Source organism: Luteibacter sp. Sphag1AF (assembly GCF_014192715.1).
GTDB lineage: Bacteria > Pseudomonadota > Gammaproteobacteria > Xanthomonadales > Rhodanobacteraceae > Luteibacter.
In genome coordinates this window covers 38,073-57,041 of record NZ_JACHYH010000002.1, presented here as the reverse complement: position 1 = coordinate 57,041, position 18,969 = coordinate 38,073, and the positions used below count along the sequence as shown (strand labels likewise).

The 18,969-nt window shown below is 61.7% G+C and carries 19 protein-coding genes and 1 tRNA gene; 14 read left to right on the top strand and 6 right to left on the bottom strand.

Features of this window, described 5'->3' with window-relative positions; all coding sequences use genetic code 11:
* Window positions 1-12 precede the first annotated feature (12 nt).
* The 13 genes from nuoE (at window position 13) to FHW69_RS06995 (ending at window position 12,839) form a co-directional block, all read left to right on the top strand.
* A complete protein-coding gene (gene nuoE, locus FHW69_RS07055) occupies window positions 13-540 on the top strand; it encodes an NADH-quinone oxidoreductase subunit NuoE (protein WP_183422366.1) in 528 nt (175 codons plus the stop codon).
* A 10-nt stretch (window positions 541-550) separates the two neighbouring features.
* A complete protein-coding gene (gene nuoF / locus FHW69_RS07050; RefSeq protein WP_183422365.1) occupies window positions 551-1,891 on the top strand; it encodes an NADH-quinone oxidoreductase subunit NuoF in 1,341 nt (446 codons plus the stop codon).
* Window positions 1,888-4,209, top strand: a complete 2,322-nt coding sequence (gene nuoG / locus FHW69_RS07045) for an NADH-quinone oxidoreductase subunit NuoG (protein ID WP_183422364.1) — start codon at window positions 1,888-1,890, stop codon at window positions 4,207-4,209. Before nuoF ends, nuoG begins: the two co-directional genes overlap by 4 nt.
* Window positions 4,210-4,212: 3 nt before the next feature.
* Window positions 4,213-5,241, top strand: a complete 1,029-nt coding sequence (gene nuoH / locus FHW69_RS07040) for an NADH-quinone oxidoreductase subunit NuoH (RefSeq protein WP_183422363.1) — start codon at window positions 4,213-4,215, stop codon at window positions 5,239-5,241.
* Between the two features lie 7 nt (window positions 5,242-5,248).
* Window positions 5,249-5,740, top strand: coding sequence for an NADH-quinone oxidoreductase subunit NuoI (gene nuoI / locus FHW69_RS07035; RefSeq protein WP_183422362.1), 492 nt, complete (start codon window positions 5,249-5,251; stop codon window positions 5,738-5,740).
* Between the two features lie 19 nt (window positions 5,741-5,759).
* Window positions 5,760-6,413, top strand: coding sequence for an NADH-quinone oxidoreductase subunit J (locus FHW69_RS07030; RefSeq protein WP_183422361.1), 654 nt, complete (start codon window positions 5,760-5,762; stop codon window positions 6,411-6,413).
* Window positions 6,410-6,715: an NADH-quinone oxidoreductase subunit NuoK gene (gene nuoK / locus FHW69_RS07025; RefSeq protein ID WP_183422360.1), complete on the top strand. Its 306-nt coding sequence runs from the start codon at window positions 6,410-6,412 to the stop codon at window positions 6,713-6,715. The genes FHW69_RS07030 and nuoK overlap by 4 nt, the downstream gene beginning before the upstream one ends.
* A 4-nt stretch (window positions 6,716-6,719) precedes the next feature.
* On the top strand, window positions 6,720-8,756 hold the full coding sequence (gene nuoL, locus FHW69_RS07020; RefSeq protein WP_183422359.1) for an NADH-quinone oxidoreductase subunit L: 2,037 nt from the start codon (window positions 6,720-6,722) through the stop codon (window positions 8,754-8,756).
* A gap of 14 nt (window positions 8,757-8,770) precedes the next feature.
* The gene (locus tag FHW69_RS07015) at window positions 8,771-10,279 is read left to right on the top strand and encodes an NADH-quinone oxidoreductase subunit M (protein WP_183422358.1); all 1,509 of its coding nucleotides are present in this window, start codon (window positions 8,771-8,773) and stop codon (window positions 10,277-10,279) included.
* A 13-nt stretch (window positions 10,280-10,292) separates the two neighbouring features.
* Entirely contained in the window at window positions 10,293-11,756 is a 1,464-nt protein-coding gene (nuoN, locus tag FHW69_RS07010; protein ID WP_183422357.1) for an NADH-quinone oxidoreductase subunit NuoN, read from the top strand.
* 138 nt (window positions 11,757-11,894) lie between these two features.
* A tRNA-Met gene (locus FHW69_RS07005) sits at window positions 11,895-11,971 on the top strand.
* Window positions 11,972-12,165: 194 nt separating this feature from the next.
* Window positions 12,166-12,561 carry a hypothetical protein gene (locus FHW69_RS07000; RefSeq protein WP_183422356.1) on the top strand — a complete coding sequence of 132 codons (396 nt, stop codon included), beginning with the start codon at window positions 12,166-12,168 and terminating at the stop codon, window positions 12,559-12,561.
* Window positions 12,562-12,596: 35 nt separating this feature from the next.
* Complete coding sequence (locus FHW69_RS06995) at window positions 12,597-12,839, top strand: hypothetical protein (protein ID WP_183422355.1); 243 nt, start codon at window positions 12,597-12,599, stop codon at window positions 12,837-12,839.
* A gap of 42 nt (window positions 12,840-12,881) precedes the next feature.
* Here the strand turns inward: FHW69_RS06995 and FHW69_RS06990 are convergent, their stop codons facing one another.
* Window positions 12,882-14,195, bottom strand: coding sequence for a serine hydrolase (locus tag FHW69_RS06990; protein ID WP_183422354.1), 1,314 nt, complete (start codon window positions 14,193-14,195; stop codon window positions 12,882-12,884).
* 37 nt (window positions 14,196-14,232) lie between these two features.
* On the bottom strand, window positions 14,233-14,493 hold the full coding sequence (locus FHW69_RS06985) for a hypothetical protein (protein ID WP_221195452.1): 261 nt from the start codon (window positions 14,491-14,493) through the stop codon (window positions 14,233-14,235).
* Window positions 14,494-14,544: 51 nt separating this feature from the next.
* Here FHW69_RS06985 and FHW69_RS06980 point away from each other — a divergent pair, with 51 nt between their 5' ends.
* Window positions 14,545-15,294, top strand: a complete 750-nt coding sequence (locus FHW69_RS06980; RefSeq protein ID WP_183422353.1) for an alpha/beta hydrolase — start codon at window positions 14,545-14,547, stop codon at window positions 15,292-15,294.
* Here the strand turns inward: FHW69_RS06980 and FHW69_RS06975 are convergent.
* The 4 genes from FHW69_RS06975 to dctA all read right to left on the bottom strand — a co-directional run bounded on the left by FHW69_RS06975 (window position 15,281) and on the right by dctA (window position 18,967).
* Window positions 15,281-15,583: a HigA family addiction module antitoxin gene (locus FHW69_RS06975; protein WP_183422352.1), complete on the bottom strand. Its 303-nt coding sequence runs from the start codon at window positions 15,581-15,583 to the stop codon at window positions 15,281-15,283. The two genes, FHW69_RS06980 and FHW69_RS06975, sit on opposite strands and share 14 nt — an antisense overlap.
* A gap of 17 nt (window positions 15,584-15,600) precedes the next feature.
* Window positions 15,601-15,879 carry a type II toxin-antitoxin system RelE/ParE family toxin gene (locus FHW69_RS06970; RefSeq protein WP_183422351.1) on the bottom strand — a complete coding sequence of 93 codons (279 nt, stop codon included), beginning with the start codon at window positions 15,877-15,879 and terminating at the stop codon, window positions 15,601-15,603.
* Between the two features lie 177 nt (window positions 15,880-16,056).
* A complete protein-coding gene (locus tag FHW69_RS06965; protein WP_183422350.1) occupies window positions 16,057-17,409 on the bottom strand; it encodes a TolC family outer membrane protein in 1,353 nt (450 codons plus the stop codon).
* Window positions 17,410-17,665: 256 nt separating this feature from the next.
* Window positions 17,666-18,967, bottom strand: a complete 1,302-nt coding sequence (dctA, locus tag FHW69_RS06960; protein ID WP_183422349.1) for a C4-dicarboxylate transporter DctA — start codon at window positions 18,965-18,967, stop codon at window positions 17,666-17,668.
* Between the last annotated feature and the right edge of the window lie 2 nt (window positions 18,968-18,969).

The window sequence follows — 18,969 nt, the reverse complement described above, 5'->3', positions numbered from 1 at the left end:
GAGTAAAAGACTATGAAAGCCACCGGAAATTTCGAGCAGGTCAAGGATGTCGATCCTCTTGCCGTGCTCAACGATCACACCCGTCAGCACATCGACCATTGGGTGACCAAGTTCCCGCCGGATCGCAAGCGCTCGGCGCTGATCCAGTCGCTGATGGGCGCGCAGGAGCAGAACAACGGCTACCTCACCGACGAGCTGATCGCCGCCGTCGCGAAGTACCTCGACCTGCCGACCATCTGGGCCTATGAGGTTGCCAGCTTCTACTCGATGTTCGAGACGAAGCCGGTTGGCCGCAACAACGTGGCCATCTGCACGAACATCTCGTGCTGGCTGAACGGTGCGGAAGGCCTGGTGCGTCACTGCGAAGGCAAGCTCGGCATCAAGTCGGGCGAAAGCACCGCCGATGGCCGCATCTACCTCAAGCAGGAAGAAGAGTGCCTTGCGGCGTGCTGCGGCGCGCCGATGATGGTCGTCAACGGTCATTACCACGAGCATCTCACGACCCAGAAGGTCGATGAGATTCTTGACGGTCTGAAGTGAGGTTACGGTAATGGCAACGACAACCGGACCCGTCGGTCCCGCACCGCAAGACCACCAGGTCGTTTATACGACCCTGCATTTCGACAAGCCGTGGGCGCTCGACAGCTACCTGAAAATGGATGGCTACAAGGCGTGGCGCAAGATTCTGGCCGAGAAGCCGGACCCGGCTGCCCTGATCGAAGAAATCAAGAAAAGCTCGCTGCGCGGCCGCGGCGGCGCAGGCTTTCCCACCGGTCTGAAGTGGTCCTTCATGCCGCGTACGGCGCCGGGTCAGAAGTACATCCTGTGCAACTCCGATGAATCGGAGCCGGGTACGTGCAAAGACCGCGACATCCTGCGCTTCAACCCGCACGCCGTGATCGAAGGCCTGGCCATTGCGTGCTATTGCACCGGCTCGACCGTCGCTTACAACTACCTGCGCGGTGAGTTCCACCACGAGCCGTTCGAGCACTTCGAGGAAGCGCTCAAGGAAGCCTACGAAGCCGGTCTGCTGGGCAAGGGCATCGACGGCACCGACATTGACGTGGACATCTACGGTGCACTGGGCGCAGGCGCTTACATCTGCGGCGAAGAAACCGCGCTGATGGAGTCGCTGGAAGGCAAGAAGGGCCAGCCGCGCTTCAAGCCGCCGTTCCCGGCAGGCTTCGGTCTGTATGGCCGTCCCACCACCATCAACAACACCGAAACGTATGCTTCGGTGCCGGCCATCCTGCGCAACGGTGCCGACTGGTTCCTCAATCTGGGCAAGCCGAACAACGGTGGCCCGAAGATCTTCTCGGTGTCTGGCCACGTCGCCAAGCCGGGCAACTTCGAGATCCGCCTCGGCACGCCGTTCGCAGACCTGCTGGCCATGGCCGGCGGCATGCGTCCGGGTCGCAAGCTGAAAGCGTGCATCCCCGGCGGTTCGTCGATGAAAGTGCTGACGGCCGACGAAATCATGGCCTGCACCATGGACTACGACTCGCTGCAGAAGGCGGGTTCGGGTCTGGGTTCCGGCGCTGTGATCGTGATGGACGACACCACCTGCATGGTGCGCGCCACCCAGCGCATTTCGCGCTTCTACAAGGCTGAGTCCTGCGGTCAGTGCACCCCGTGCCGTGAAGGCACCGGCTGGATGTACCGCGTGCTTACCGGCATCGTGGAAGGCCGCGGCACGCAGGAAGACCTGCACCGTCTTAAAGCCATTGCCGGCCAGATCGAAGGCCACACCATCTGCGCGTTCGGCGAAGCCGCCGCGTGGCCGGTGCAGGGCATGCTTGCCAAGTTCTGGAGCGAGTTCGAGTACTACATCGAACACGGCCACTCGATTGTGGACGCGCCCTCCGAAGCCAACCGTGGAGTCGCTGCATGAGTGCGCAGCCCGTAGCCAACACCGCGCCGGATCTGGTCAACATCGAGATCGATGGCGTTCCGGTGCAGGTAGCCAAAGGGTCGATGATCATCCAGGCCGCTGATGCGGTCGGTATCGCCATCCCGCGTTTCTGTTATCACCGCAAGCTTCCGATTGCCGCCAATTGCCGCATGTGCCTGGTGGAAATCGAGAAGATGCCCAAGCCGGCCCCGGCATGTGCCACGCCGGTAGGCGAGGGCATGAAGGTGTTCACGAAGAGTGACAAGGCGCTGAAGTCGCAGCGCAACGTCATGGAATTCCTGCTCATCAACCATCCGCTGGACTGCCCGATCTGCGATCAGGGCGGCGAGTGCGAGTTGCAGGACGTGTCGCTGGGTTATGGCCGTTCGGTGTCCCGTTACAACGAGCGCAAGCGCTCGGTGGCTGACGAGAACCTCGGGCCGCTGATCGCAACGGAAATGACCCGCTGCATCCAGTGCACGCGCTGCGTCCGCTTCACCAGCGAAATCGCCGGCACGTACGAACTGGGCGGCATGAGCCGCGGCGAAAACCTTGAGATCGGCACGTACATCGGCAAGACCATCGAAAGCGAACTGTCGGGCAACATCATCGACGTTTGCCCCGTGGGCGCGCTGACCAACAAGCCGTTCCAGTTCCAGGCACGCGCCTGGGAACTCGTTGCACGTCCGGGCGTGGGCTACCACGACGCGCTGGGCTCCAACCTGTGGATGCACACCCGTCGTGGCGAAGTGCTGCGTGCGGTGCCGCGCGACAACGAAAACATCAACGAATGCTGGCTCTCCGACCGTGACCGCTACAGCCATCAGGGCCTGTACTCGGCAGATCGCGTGAAGTCGCCGATGGTCAAGCGCAACGGCACCTGGTCGGCAACGACCTGGGAAGATGCGCTGAGCGTGGCCGCTGAAGCACTGCGCAGCGTTGCCGGTTCGGAACTCGGCTTCCTGGTCAACGGCGCCACGTCCAACGAAGAAGGTGAACTGCTGGTTCGCCTGGCCCGCGGTCTTGGCAGCGCGCACGTTGACCATCGCCTGCGTCAGCTCGACTTCGCCGACAACGCGTTTGCGCGTCCGTTTGCGATGCCGGTCGCCGCCATCGACAAGGTGAACGCAGCGCTGCTCGTCGGATCGGATCTGCGCCACGAAGTGCCGTTGCTCAACCACCGCCTGCGTCAGGCCGTGAAGAAGGGCGCGAAGGTCTTCGCGGTCAACCCGGCCCACTTCAACTTCAACTATCCGCTGGCGGGTGAATCCGTCGCGGCGCCGCACGCCCTGGTACGCGAACTGGCCCTGCTCGGCAAGGCTGCTTCGGAGGCCGGTTCGTCGGTGCCCGAGTCGCTGGCTTCGGCATTCGCCGGTGTGGAAACCACCGACGCTCACCGCGCTGCGTTCAAGGCGCTGTCCGGTGAGGGCAGTGTGGTGCTGTTCGGCCATGCCGCTGCCACGCATCCGGAAGCCTCCTGGCTGCGTGCCATCGCCCGCTTCATCGCCACGGCCAGCGGCGCGGCGTTCAACGAAATTCCGGTCGGCGCCAACGCGCTGGGCCTGGCTTCGGTGGGCGTGCTGCCGACGGCTGGCGGCCTGGATGCGCGTGGCATGCTCGTGCAGGCTCGCAAGGGCTATGTGTTGTTCAACGTGGAGCCGCCGCATGACTTCGCGGATGGCGCCCTTGCGCAGCAGGCCATGCACTCGGCACAGACCGTCGTTGCTTTCGCCGCTTACGCGTCGGATGCACTGAAGGACTCGGCCGATGTGATCCTGCCGATCGGTCTCACGCCGGAAATCGACGCGACCCTGGTCAACGTCGACGGCACGGTGCAGACGCTGCAGTCCGGTGCGAAAGCCCCGGGCGACGCACGTCCGGGCTGGCGCGTGCTTCGCGCGCTGGGCGGCATGCTGGGCGTGGCTGGCTTCGAGTTCGACGATCTGGCGGGTCTGCGTGCAGGCCTTACCGAGCGTCCCTCGCAGGCTCGTCAGGAACTGGCATCGCGCAGTAGCGCCGACGTCACGTTCTCGCGTCTGGCCACGCTTCCGATCTACCGTGCTGACGCTGTGCTTCGTCGTGCCGGCGCCCTGAACTCCCACCCGCTTAACCGCGCCGCCGCCGCCCGCATGAATGCGGACGACGCGCAGCGTCTGGGTCTGGTGGATGGTGGTCAGGCCCGCATCGCCGAAAACGTGGTGCTGCCGGTTGTCATCGACAAGGCCGTTCCGGCTGGCGCGATCTGGCTGGAAAGCGCACATATCGAAACCGCCATGCTGCCCCCGTACGGCGCGGCCATCACTGTGAGCAAGGCGTAATCCATGGGCGCGCAACTTATTGATCACGTACTTCTCCCGGTCGTCTACATCCTGGCCATCGTTCTGCCGCTGGTGCTTGCGGTGGCGATGTTCGTGTACTGGGAGCGCAAGGTCCTCGGCTGGATGCACGTGCGCATGGGGCCCAACAAGGTGGGCCCGCTCGGCCTGCTTCAGGCTTTTGCTGACGTCGTCAAACTGCTGATCAAGGAAGTCGTCCTTCCGACCAACGCGAACAAGTTCCTGTACTACCTGGCACCGATGCTGGCACTGGTGCCGGCGCTGGCTGCCTGGGCCGTGCTTCCGTTCAGCCCGGGTGTGGTGCTGGCAGACGTCAACGCCGGTGTGCTCTACCTGCTCGCGATGACCTCGATGGGCGTGTACGGCATCCTTCTGGCAGGCTGGGCATCGAACTCGCGCTACGCGCTGCTCGGTGCACTGCGTGCCACGGCACAGGTGATCTCGTACGAACTGGCAATGGGCATGTCCATCGTGTGCGTGCTGGTGCTGACGGGCAGCCTGAACCTCACGGCCATCGTGGACGCGCAGGCCGGCTCGAAGGGCATCCTCGACTGGTTCTTCATCCCGCTGCTGCCGGTGTTCGTCATCTACTTCATCTCCGGTGTGGCCGAAACCAATCGCGCCCCGTTCGACGTGGCCGAAGGTGAGTCGGAAATCGTCGCCGGCTTCCACGTGGAGTATTCGGGTTCGGCGTTCGCGCTGTTCTTCCTCGCCGAATACGCGAACATGATCCTGATCAGCTTCCTGGCTTCGATCCTGTTCCTGGGGGGCTGGCTGTCGCCGATCCCCGCATCGGTGCCCTATTTGGGTCACGGTGGCTTCCACTGGCTGTTCATCAAGGCCTTCCTTTTTGCCTTCCTCTTCCTGTGGTTCCGCGCCAGTTTCCCGCGCTACCGCTACGACCAGATCATGCGTCTGGGTTGGAAGGTGTTCATTCCCATCACCATCGTCTGGGTCCTCGTCGCCGGCTGCATGAAGTATTTCGGCTGGGTCACCATCGGCACGGGAGCCTGATTAAGCCATGTCCCGCGTAACTCATTACTTTAAGAGCCTTCTGCTCATTGAACTGTTCCAGGGCATGGGTCTGACCATGCGCTACATGTTCAAGCCGAAGTACACCGTGCGCTATCCGATGGAGCACATTCCGAAGTCGAACCGCTTCCGCGGTCTGCACGCGCTGCGTCGCTACGCCAATGGCGAAGAGCGCTGCATCGCCTGCAAGCTGTGCGAAGCGGTGTGCCCGGCTCTGGCCATCACCATCGACTCCGCTCCGCGCGAGTCGGACGGCCAGCGTCGTACCACGCGTTACGACATCGACCTGTTCAAGTGCATCTTCTGCGGTTTCTGCGAAGAGAGCTGCCCGGTGGATTCGATCGTCGAAACCGCCGTGCACGAGTACCACTTCGAACAGCGTGGCGAGAACGTCGTCACCAAGGCGCAGCTTCTGGCCATTGGTGACCGTTTCGAGCAGGACATCGCCGCTGCCCGCGCTCAAGACGCGGCGTACCGTTGAGCGCCGAGGATAAGAGCCGATGAATACCGACCTGCTTCAACTCCTCTGTTTCTACCTCTTCGGTGGCGTCGCCGTGATTGGCGCCCTGATGGTCATCACCCTGCGCAATTCGGTTCACGCCGTGCTGTCGCTGGTGCTGACCTTCTTCAGCATGGCCTGCGTCTGGCTGCTGGCTGAAGCGGAGTTCCTTGCCATCGCCCTTGTCGTCGTTTACGTCGGCGCGGTCATGGTGCTGTTCCTCTTCGTGGTGATGATGCTCGACATCAAGCAGGAGGTCGTCCGCGAGGGCTTCATCCGTTACCTGCCGGTGGGTGTCGTGGTGGCGGTGGTCATGCTGGTCGAAATGCTGGCCATGATCGGCGTCCGTGCGATGCACGCCCACACGCTGGGTGCCAACCCCGCAGGTGCATCCAATGTGGCCTGGCTGGGCAAGGCGCTGTACACGCAGTTCCTGCTGCCGTTTGAAATCGCCGCACTCATTCTTACCGTGGGTATCGTCGCCGCCGTGGCGCTGACGCTGCGCCAGCGCGCAGGTGTCCGTCACCAGACCGCATCGCAGCAGGTTGCCGTCCGGGCTACCGACCGCGTCCGTGTCGTGAAGATGGCTGTTGAGCAGCCCGCTTCCGTGCTGCCGGCCCCGGTCGTCGAACCGACGCAGGAGAACGCACCGTGATTACGCTTTCCCACTACATCGTGCTCGGCGCCATTCTGTTCTGCATTGCCGTCGCCGGCATCTTCATCAACCGCAAGAACGTGATCGTGCTGCTCATGGCGATCGAGCTGATGCTCCTTGCGGTGAATACGAACTTCGTTGCCTTCTCGCGCTTCTTCGGCGATGTGGGCGGCCAGGTGTTCGTGTTCTTCATTCTCACCGTGGCTGCGGCGGAATCCGCCATCGGCCTGGCGATCCTGGTCCTGCTGTTCCGTAATCGCAGCACGATCAATGTCGCCGAAATCGACAGCATGAAGGGTTGAACCGATGAGTCTCTCGCTTTCGATCCTTCTGATCATTGCACTCGCGCCGCTGGCCGGCGCCGTGCTGGCCGGCCTCCTTGGCCGGGTGATCGGCAGGGCAGGGTCCCACACCGTCACCATTCTTGGTGTGGGCATCGCCTGTGGCCTGTCGATGTATGTGCTTTACCAGCTGGTCTGGGGCGGCGCCGAAAACTTCAACCAGGATGTCTACACCTGGTTTGAAATCGGCAAGCTTCACGTCAGCGTCGGCTTCATGGTTGATCGCCTCACTGCCATGATGATGGTCGTGGTCACTTTCGTGTCGCTGCTCGTGCACGTGTACACGATTGGCTACATGAGCGACGACCCGGGCTACCAGCGCTTTTTCAGCTACATCTCGCTCTTCACCTTCTCGATGTTGATGCTCGTCATGAGCAACAACTTCATGCAGCTGTTCTTCGGCTGGGAAGCAGTGGGCCTGGTGTCGTACCTGCTGATCGGCTTCTGGTACAAGCGTCCGACCGCGATCTTCGCCAACATGAAGGCGTTCCTGGTCAACCGCGTGGGTGACTTCGGCTTCCTGCTGGGCATCTCGGCCATCCTGTTCTTCCTGAACACGCTGGACTACCAGACCGCGTTCGACGCTGCTCCCACCCTGGTGGGCAAGACGCTGCAGATCACGCAGAACCATGCGTGGGACGCTGCCACCGTCATCGGCATCCTGCTGTTCATCGGCGCCATGGGCAAGTCCGCCCAGGTTCCGCTGCACGTGTGGCTGCCGGACTCGATGGAAGGCCCGACCCCCATCTCCGCGCTGATCCATGCCGCGACCATGGTCACGGCCGGCATCTTCATGGTGGCGCGCATGTCGCCCATCTTCGAGCTGACCGACACGGCACTGAGCTTCATCATGGTCATCGGTGCCACCACGGCACTGTTCACCGGCCTGATCGGTATCGTGCAGAACGACATCAAGCGCGTGATCGCGTACTCCACGCTGTCGCAGCTGGGCTACATGACCGTAGCGCTCGGTGTGTCTGCTTACAGCGGTGCCGTGTTCCACCTGATGACCCATGCGTTCTTCAAGGCGCTGCTGTTCCTGTGCGCCGGTTCGGTCATCATCGGCATGCACCACGAGCAGGACATGCGCTACATGGGTGGCCTGCGCAAGTACATGCCGATCACCTGGATCACTATGTGGATCGGTTCGCTGGCTCTGGCCGGTACGCCGTTCTTCTCGGGCTTCTACTCGAAGGACGCCATCATCGAGGCCGTGGGCGAGTCGCATCGCTGGGGTCATGGCTACGCTTACTTCTGCGTGATGGCCGGCGTGTTCGTCACGTCGCTGTACAGCTTCCGTCTGCTGTACATGACCTTCCACGGCAAGGAGCGCTTCAGGGTCGAGCACAAGAAGCATGGCCACGGCCATGACGCTCACCATGACGATGACCACGGTCACCACACGCCTGGCGTGCTGGAACATGCACCGCACGAGTCGCCGTGGGTTGTGACGCTGCCGCTGCTGCTGCTGGCCATTCCGTCCATCGCCATCGGCTTCCTCACCGCAGGCCCGATGCTTTACGGCAAGTGGTTCGGGAAGGCGATCCATGTGAACGAGGCCAACGATGTGCTGGCCGAGCTCAGTCATGAATTCCACAGCGCGTTCGCGGCCGGTATCCATGGCTTCAGCGCGTGGCCGTTCTGGCTGGCCTTTGCAGGCTTCGCCGTCGCCACCTATATCTACCTGTTCAATGTCGCGTTGGCCGGCAAGATCAAGAACGGCCTCAAGCCGATCTATGAACTGCTGAACCACAAGTACTGGATCGACGAACTCTACTTCGCGGTATTTGCCAGGGGCGGTGTTGCCCTGGGCAAGGGCCTGTCGAAGGTCGGCGAGGCCGCCATCATCGACGGCGCCATCGTCAATGGTTCGGCAAACCTGGTGCAGCGCATCGCCGGCGGTGTCCGCCGGGTGCAGTCCGGATTCCTCTTCCACTATGCGTTCGCCATGATCCTCGGTCTCATCCTGCTCCTCGGCGGGTTCTGGCTGATCGGGCAATAAGGGAAACGAGCTTTATGAATCATTTGCTCAGCCTGCTGATCTGGCTCCCGGTGCTCGGCGCCGTGCCGGTCCTGCTATGTGGCTCCAACCGTCCGTCCGCGGCGCGCTGGGTCGCGTTGCTGGTCTCGGTTGCCACGTTCGCCGCCAGCCTGGCCTTGCTGCCCGGGTACGACGCCGCCACCGGCACCATGCAGCTGGCGGAAAACGTCAGCTGGATTCCGTCGCTTGGCATCCACTACGCGCTCGCCGTTGACGGTATTTCCGTCGCGCTGATCGTGCTGACCAGCTTCGTCACGATCCTCGTGATCGTCGGCGCCTGGGAAGTCATCCAGGTCAAGACCCACCAGTACATGGCTGCCATGCTGGTGCTCGAAGGCCTGATGATCGGCGTGTTCTGCGCCACCGACGCGCTGCTGTTCTACGTGTTCTTCGAAGCCATGCTGATCCCGATGTTCATCATCATCGGTGTCTGGGGTGGTCCGCGTCGCGTATACGCCACGCTGAAGTTCTTCATCTACACGTTCTTCGGCTCCATCTTCATGCTGGTTGGCCTCATCTACCTGCACCACAAGACCGGCGGCAGCTTTGCCCTGGCCGACATGGCGCAGGTGAAGCTCAGCATGACCGAGCAGAGCTGGCTGTTCTTCGCGTTCCTGATCGCCTTCGCGGTCAAGGTGCCGATGGTGCCGGTGCACACCTGGCTGCCGGACGCCCACGTGGAAGCACCCACCGGTGGTTCGGTCGTGCTGGCCGCCATCATGCTGAAGATCGGTGGCTACGGCTTCCTGCGCTTCAGCCTGCCGATCGTGCCGGATGCGTCGGAAGCGTATGCATGGCTCATCATCGTGCTCAGCCTGCTGGCCGTGGTCTACATCGGCTACGTTGCGCTGGTGCAGGGCGACATGAAGAAGCTGGTGGCCTATTCGTCCATCGCTCACATGGGCTTCGTGACGCTGGGTATCTTCATCGCCTTCCTGCTGGTTCGCGAAACCGGCAACACCGAGGCCGCGCGCCTCGGCATGCAGGGCGCCATGGTGCAGATGATTTCGCACGGCTTCATTTCCGGCGCGATGTTTACCTGTATCGGCGTGCTGTATGACCGCCTGCACACCCGTCAGATCAAGGACTACGGCGGCGTCATCAACGTGATGCCGTGGTTTGGCCTGTTCTATGTGCTGTTCGCCATGGCCAACAGCGGCCTGCCGGGCACCAGCGGTTTCGTCGGCGAGTTCATGGTCATCCTGGCCGCGTTCAGCGCGAACCCGTGGATTGCACTGTTTGCAGCGTTCACGCTGATCATTGGCGCGGCGTACACGCTGTGGATGGTGAAGCGCGTTCTCTGGGGCGACATCACCAACCCGCACGTCGCGGAAATGAAGGACATCAACGGTCGCGAGATCTTCGTGCTGTCCTCGTTCGCCGCCGCCGTCCTGCTGTTCGGTATCTGGCCGCAGCCCCTCGTGCACCTGATGGACGCGTCCGTCGCTCGCATTGTCGAGCAGCTGGCGCTGACCAAAGTCTGAGCAGGAAGTATTCATGCCCAACGTCAATGACATCCTGATCCTGCTCCCCGAGATTTATCTCGTGGTCGCAGCGTGCGTGCTGCTGCTACTGGACGCGTTTCTCAAGCCTGCCCAGAAGGGCGTTATCCACTGGCTGGGCATCATTGTCCTGCTGGTCGCCGCCTGGCTGGTGATCGACGGCCAGCCGCCGCAGAGCGTGACCGCCTTTGGTGGCATGTTCATCCGCGACGGTGTTGCCGAAATCCTGAAGGTCTTCTCGCTTCTGGTCACGGCACTGATCTTCGTCTATGCCCGTCCGTACCTGCGCGACCGTGCGATTCCGTTCGGCGAGTTCTACACGCTGACCATCTTTGCGACGGTCGGCATCCTGTTCCTGATTTCGGCTGGCAGCCTTGTCACCGTGTATCTGGGCCTGGAACTGCTGACGCTGTCGTCGTATGCACTGGTGGCACTGAATCGTGACTCCCCGTTGTCGTCCGAAGCGGCCATCAAGTACTTCGTGCTTGGCGCGCTGGCTTCCGGTTCGCTGCTGTACGGCATGTCGATGGTTTACGGCGCAACGCACAGCCTTGATCTGGCCACCATCCATGCCGCCGTTGGCAGCACGGAATGGCCGCAGCTGCTGACCTTCGGCCTGATCTTCATGATCGTGGGCATCGGCTTCAAGCTGGGCGCGGCTCCGTTCCACATGTGGATTCCGGACGTCTATCAGGGCGCCCCGACCTCGGTCACGATCTTCATCGGTTCGGCACAGAAGCTCGCTGCATTCGCCATGGCCTACCGCCTGCTGGCAACCGGCATGGGCAGCGTCGGCGTGGCAGGTGGCAGCGAAGTGCTGGTGCACCAGTGGCAGCTGATGATCGCCGTGCTGGCGGTGCTTTCGCTGGCCATCGGTAACCTCGTGGCCATCGTGCAGACGAATCTCAAGCGTCTGCTTGCTTACTCCACCATTTCGCACATGGGTTACCTGCTCATCGGCCTGGTCAACGCCACGCCGGAAGGTTATTCGGCAGCGATGTTCTATGCGATCAGCTACGCGCTCACCAGCGCCGCAGCCTTCGGCATCATTCTCGCCCTGGCTCGTGCCGGCTTTGAATGCGAAGAGATCGACGACCTGAAGGGCCTGAACCAGCGTTCGCCGTGGTTCGCCTTCCTGATGCTGCTGGTGATGTTCTCGCTGGCTGGCGTGCCGCCGCTGTTTGGCTTCTACGGCAAGCTGCTGGTGCTGGAGTCGGCCATCAACGCAGGCATGCTGTGGCTCGCCATCGTGGGTGCGGTTGCCGCGATCATCGGTCTGTACTACTACCTGCGCGTGGTCAAGGTCATGTACTTCGACAAGCCGACCGAAGGCACGGACGTTCGTCCGCAGTCTGACTTGTCGGTTCGCTGGGTGCTTTCGCTCAATGCACTCGCGCTGCTGGTCCTCGGTTTTACCTGGGGTCCGCTGTTCGCGTGGTGTCAGAAAGCATTTGTATAAAGTGAGAGGAGGGCGCCGAAAGGCGCCTTCTTTTTATGCGTGATGCAACGTCGCCACACCGTCGCAAAAATAGTTTCGTGCAATCGCAACAAATGGCTTGCAACAATCGAGCCACCTACCTATAATTGCTGAATCTGATGCGGGGTGGAGCAGTCTGGCAGCTCGTCGGGCTCATAACCCGAAGGTCGCAGGTTCGAATCCTGCCCCCGCTACCAGTTTTCTAAAAGGCGCGAACCACCGGTTCGCGCCTTTTTCTTTGCGCGCGATATTCGTCCACACGAACGTCCCAACAAGCGCGCTTGTGATCGACTCGCCATTTTCCACGTTGCGGCCGCAGCGCAGGCGCTCGTGGAACAAGTTCGCCTGTCGCCATAAGATAGGCTCTGCGGATCACTGAGCGGGGGGCGACATGCGCAAGGAATGGATCGTGGTAGTGGCCATGCTGGTGACAGCGTGTGCGCCGGTTCGACCTTCGATCAAGGATCAGGCAATGCTTTCGCCGGCAGCAGGGCGTTACCCGGTGACCGTTGAACGGGGCACGTGGGTGGGTGTGGATTCGCTTCCGCTGGGCGTCTACGTTGACCGCAAGCTCGTTGCTACGGTGGGTGGTGGTCAGATGGTGACGATGTATATCGAAGAAGGGCGGCATTCGATTGGCGTTGGTCCCGACGATGGCGTTCCCGAAGCCCTCGTGCCAGACAACGAACTGGCCATTGATGTGTCCAGCACCTCAAAGCCCATCCTTCATGCAAGCGTGGCGTCCATGGGTTACGGTGGCTGGAAGCTGGAGCGCGTCGCGCAATAAACTTCGGTTCTGCATCGCATCAGAAGGAGCGTGTCGTGGACTGGGGCGCCATCATCACCGACAACGCATCCACGACGGCCGTGGGTCTGTTGATTGTGCTCGTATCGTTCAACCGATATCTGGGAATGATCTGGCCGCTCGCACTGGTAATGCCATGGGTGCCCGTTTTGGCCACCGCGTATGCGGGGTATCCGGTGACGGTGTTCTTCTGGAGCTACGTGCCCCTGGGTATGGCCGTCTATATCCGCATCAAGGTGGGCGCGTTTCCCCGCCAATGAGCAGTCGCCTTTTGTGGAGCGAGCTTGTTCGCGATACACGCATCAGCGTGTCATCAGATAGTTTGCCACGGCGTCATATGCGGGCAACGAGGTCGGGTCATTCGCCGAATTGCTGGCGATCGGATGGGATGAGAATCGGGCGATAACCATATCGGCCGCGGGGTCAACGTAGATGGCCTGGCCGTACACGCCGCGCGCCATGAAGGCGCCATGCGGGTTGTGCGTCACCCACCACATGTCACGATAGCTCCAGCCTTGCAGGGGCTGATAGCCGGCTTTCTTGAATGCGGCCTTATCGCCACCCCGGCGAATGTCGTCAACGACGCTTTGCGGAAAGAGGCGCTGGCCATGGATGACGCCGCCACCGAGCATCAGCTGGCCCAGGCGTGCCATGTCGCGAAGGCCGGCATTGAGACCGCCGCCAGCGAACGGCGTGCCGATGGAGTCGACGGTGTAATAGGCGTCCTGTTCGGCACCCATCTTGCTCCAGATGCGTTCGGACAGCAGTTGCGCAACCGACTTTCCGGACACCCGCGCAATGATCCAGCCAAGTGCATCGCTGTTGATGGTTTTGTATCCGAAGGCGGCGCCATGCGTGCCTTCTTTAGTGACCGTCTTCAAATAGTCGAAATACGTGCGTGGTCCGGTGTAATCGGCTGGCTTGGGAAGAGGGTTGCCGGCCGCTGAATACGTCCAGACATCGGCGTCGGGGTCAGCATAGTCTTCGCTGTATTTCAGGCCGGTGGTCATGTCGAGCACCTGACGGACGGTGGCATCACCGAATGCGCTGTTGGCAAGTTCCGGCACAATGCTTTTGACGCGCGCAGTGTCGTCCAGCTTGCCTTCGGCCACCAGTATTTCGCCGAGCAGGCCGGTGACCGACTTGGTCACCGACATGGCACTGTGCTGCCCTTCGTCATTGAGGCAGCCCGAATAGCGTTCGTAAACGATCTTGCCCTTGTGCAACACAACGATGCCATCGGTGTAGTTGGCAGAAAGCGATTCGTGCCACGTCATCTTTGCAGAGTTGCCGAGCGGTGTGAACGTGAGCGCGTCAATCGCCGGGTCGTTCCTGCTTTCCAGCATCACGGGCGCGCCCGAACCGCGGCTGACCCCCATGGTGGGCATGAGTTGGCGGATATGGCATACCGTCCAGCGCAGTTTCGGGAAGCTGAAATAGTCCGGGTCGGAGAATCGGATGATCTTGTCGTCAGGCGGAGGCGAACCCTGCATCCATCCCATGCGTTGCGGGTCGGACTGCGAGGCAGAAAGCGTCGCTTTCTCCTGGGCCATGCCCGTGTGGGGCAGGGCAAGGATTGCCAGGGCGGCAACCAGCGATGTGCGGGACCATGTCATGGTGAAGCCTCCAGACCTGTTTCGCTAACCATCGAACTCACATGGAATCGGCAATCAACGCGACCCATTCTTCAAAGGATGTGGCTGGCCAATGGTTGTCGACCTTCAGGTTGGTTGGGTCATATGTTCGTGGGTTGCCCCCGAACCAGTTGAAGTAGCCCTCGCCCGGAATGTGAACCAACGGTACGTCAAATTCCTTGATGATGAATTGAGCGCCTGGCGGAAAATCGGTGGTCACGGGCAGGTGCGGCGTCATGTCGGCCCTTTCGTGAAAGCGGGCAAAGATCGACCAGACCATGGCGATGCCTTCAATGTGACAATGAACCCATGCTAAGAGAAGGAGCTTGCGGTGCATAGGTTGTCGCAGGACGGGGCGGGCGATCTGCCTGAAGTGATTCTTTTGCCCGGCATGGATGGCTCCGGTCTGCTGTTCGGGCCTTTTATTGATGCACTGGGGGGCAGGGCGAACGTCACGGTCGTCAGCTACCCCGCAGACAGGCTGCTGGGCTATCCAGAGCTGGCCGATGTGGTTCGCCCGCTGTTGCCACTGGATCGCCCTTTCGTGTTGCTTGCCGAATCATTCTCCGGCCCGGTGGCCATACTGCTTGCAGGCGAACGGCCGCGCTCACTGCGAGGGGTGATTCTGTGCTGTACCTTCCTGCGCAATCCGCGTCCCCGGCTCGGGTTCCTTGCTGGGGTGGTGCGTCGCGTGTGGATGCCGCCGGCGTTGCCGTTGTTGCCTTCACGTCCGTTCTTTGGCCGCTTTTCTACCGCGTCGGGCCGTGCGCTGTTTCAGAGGGCCATGAAGACGGTACGACCGGCCGTTATCCGGCATCGTTTGCTGGCAGTGGGGAAGGTGGACGTTACCCGTGAATTTCAGGCCACCATGGTGCCGGTGCTTTACATGCGCGCGACCGAAGATGCTGTGGTGCCGGCCGTGGCCATGGATACCGTGTTGCGGGCAAAGCCCGACACGCAGGTGATTGACGTGACGGCACCGCATTTCCTGTTGCAGGTGGCAGCTGTTGCGGCTGCGGAGCACGTGCTGACCTTTCTGGGCTCCCTGGTGTGCGCGCCGGAACCGGTTACGCGGGATTGAGCGGCTGCACTTCCTGAAGAATTTTGGCGCCCACACTTTCTTCTGCCAGACGCAGATCGTAGGTGGTCTGCAGACTCATCCACAGTTCTGCACTGGTGGAAAAATAGCGGGCCAGGCGCACTGCCGTATCGGCGGTGATGGCACGGCGCTCTTTCACGATCTCGTGCACGCGTGTGGCGGGAACACGCAGTGCCTGGGCAAGTGCATTCGGGGTGATGCCCAGTGCGCGGAGAAAATCTTCCCGGAGCACTTCGCCTGGATGCACGGGGCGCATGGTGTTTTTGGTCATGACGGTAAATTCCTTGTCTAGTGATAGTCGACGATTTCGACGTCAAAGGCGTCGCCCTGATCCCAGCGAAAGCACACCCGATATTGTCCGTTGATGCGGATGCTATGTTGTCCTGCCCGGTCGTGCGTCAGTGCATGCAGCGCGTTGCCGGGTGGGGCGCGCAGGTCCTCCAGCGTGCTTGCCGCATCCAGGTAAGCGAGCTTGCGCTCGGCTGTGCCGCGGCAGGACTCCATGACTTTGGGGCATCGCCCCGCAAACAACTCGGCTGCGCGCTTGCCCTTGAAGCTCCTGATCATGTGATGCCCCGTTCTTCCTGAATGAGGCTTCATTGGACGGGGCCTGCACGTGTGGGACGAGGCGATGCGCCTCGACAGAATGCGTAGGCTGTTGGTGCTGGCGAGAATATTTCGTTTGACGTATTACGTCAAGCGTAATATCGGGGTTGATTGGGCCACGTCGTGTCAGCGTTCGCTTTACTGAAGCAGTCGATTCACGTCCTCCAGATCTTTCAGTTCGATAGTGCCGGCAGCCTGCTTGAGCAGCAGGTGATTGAGCACGAAGTTGTGGCGGACGACGGTGTATTCGCTTTTCGCTTCCGCCAGCAGCTGAATGGCCACGACCACGTTGGTCAGGCTCTGCGTGCCGATGTCGTTACCTGCGCGCATGGATTCCAGTGCCTTGCCGGCGGCGTCCACGGCGTCGCGGGCGCTCGCCACCTGGTCCACACCATCGACAATCTGGTTGTAGTAGTTGAGCGCGTCGCGTGCGGCCTGGCGCCGTTGTGTTTCGAGCAGGCCTGCGTCGGCGTCGCGCTGACCGATCGCCTGATGCACCTGCGCCTGGGTCAGGCCGCCGCTGAAAATGGGAATGGTCAGATTCAGCCCGATGGATGTAGTGCCCGGGCCATAACCTGCCGCGCCGGCACGCACGTTGGACCAACTGCCGTACTTGTTGTAGCCCACACCAAGGCCCAGCGTTGGCGCGTGACCGGCCCGAGCAGCGTTCACGCGGTGCTCGTCGGCGTCTACGGTGTGGTTGGCGGCCAGGATGTTCGGGTTGCTTTGCATGGCCGCGTCGACCCATGCCTTCGCATCGTTGGGTACGGGCAGTTCCATCGGCATGTCTTCTTTCAGCCTCTTGAGCACCGGCGTGGTCTGCCCGGTGATCTGCTGGAGCGCGCGGTTAGCATCTTTGAGCGCGGTTTCCGAACTGACGCGCTGCGATTTGATGTAGTGGTAATAAGCACGCGACTGCGCCACGTCGGATGCGGCGGCGAGGCCATCGGCGAAGCGCTCGGTAGACTGATCGAACTCCTGCTTATAGGCGTCTTCATAAGACTTGGCGACGTCCAGTTCATCCTCGGCAATCAGCACATTGAAGTACGCGGTGGCCACGCGCACGTACAGCGCCTGGAGCGCCGCGCGTTCGGTCTCATCCTGCGAATCGCGAGCCGACTGCGCCGCGCGCAAGTTGGCAATGTTGGGCAGATTGATGATCGGCTGCTGGAGGCTTACACCGGCCGCACGTTCGCGAACGTGTCCACCCGCACCCGTGTCAATGATGTTTCCCGTGCCGCCCGTGCTCGTGGTCGAGCCGTCGCCGCCGTGGTACTGGGTCAGGCCCAGGGTGGCGGACACCTGCGGCAACAGGGCCGACCGCGCAATCGGAACGCCGGCGGCCGTGACGCGCTGCGTGGCCTGTGCCGTGGCAAGCACGGGATCGTTCGCCACGGCCTGGCGAAAAGCGTCGAGCAGGTCTTCACTGTGGACGGGTGCGCAGAGCAGACCCAAGGCAGCGGCGAGCGGTAACAGCGTCAAGCGTGGCATCGTTGAGCGTCCTTTGCCGCACGCGGAGGCGAGCGGTGGGCATGAGGCGAATTCGTTCCGGTCCCCCGGGCTTTGCGAATTCATCTCTGCAACGGATGTGCCAAGCCTCGTGTGCCTTGCATGCCGCATAAACACAGGGCTGCGCGAACCGGCGATGTGTCCGCGGACATGTACGCGCGACGTACCGGACAGCGGCCCAAACAAAACGAAGCCCGCGCGGGGCGGGCTTCGAAGGCAGGCGCGCTGGGTAAAGGCGTTACGTGCGGGCGTCGAGCGTGCTTGCCAGCTTGCCGCGGTCCAGTTCCTTCTCCCATGCGCACACCACGATGGCGGCCACGCCGTTGCCGACCAGGTTGGTCATGGCAAGTCCGGTTCCCAGGAAGCGGTGAATGCCAAGGATGAGCACCATGCCCGCCACCGGCACGACCGGCACCACGCTGAGGGTGGAGGCCAGCATCACCAGTGCCGCGCCCGCTACGCCGCTGGCACCTTTGGACGTGAGCATGCCCACGATGGCCACGGTGATCTGCTGCTCCAGCGTCAGGTCAATGTTGAGCGCCTGGGCGATGAAGAGAATGGCCATGGTCAGGTAGATGTTGGTGCCATCCAGGTTGAATGAATAACCGGTCGGCACCACGAGGCCCACGGTGGACTTCGGGCAACCCAGCTCCTCCAGTTTGCGCATGAGCGGAGCCAGCACCACCTCCGAGGAACTCGTGCCCAGTACGATCAGCAACTCGTCTTTGATGTACGAACAGAAGCGAAGAATGCTGAAGCCCGTGAGGTGCGCCACGAGCCCGAGTATCAGCAGCACGAAGATGACGCACACCATATAGAAGCTGAAAATCAGCTTCACCAGCGGCAACAGGGCAACCACGCCATAGCTGCCGATGGTGAATGCGATGGCGCCAAACGCGCCGATGGACGAGATGGCCGTGATGTAGTGCACGATCTTGAAGAAGACCTGTGCGCCGGCCTCGATCACATCGAACACGGGCTTTCCGCGCTCACCCACCGATGCCAGCGCGCAGCCGAACAGCACGGAGATCAGCAGGATCGACAACACATCGCCGCGTGCAAACGCATTGACGAAGGTAGTGGGGATGATGGAAAGCACAAACCCGATCGACTCGATGTTGTGCCCCTGAGCTGCAATGGATGCCACATCGGCCGGGTTGAGCGTGGTCTTGTCCACGTTGAATCCGCTGCCCGGATGGAAGATGTGTCCTGCCACCAGTCCGAACAGCAGGGCCACCGAGGAGATGACCTCGAAGTAGATCAGCGCCTTGCCGCCCACGCGCCCGACCTTGCGCATGTCACGCATGCCGGCGATGCCAGTCACCACGGTGCAGAAGATGATCGGGCCGATCACCATCTTGATCAATGCGATGAAGGCATCGCCCAGCGGTTTCATCGCCACGGCGTAATGCGGCGACAGATACCCGAGTATCACGCCGATCACTACCGCGACAAGCACCTGGATATACAGCTGCCGGTACAGGGGCTTTCGCGGCTTTACCGGGGGAGGGGTGACTTGCGGCGTGGCGATATCGGACATGC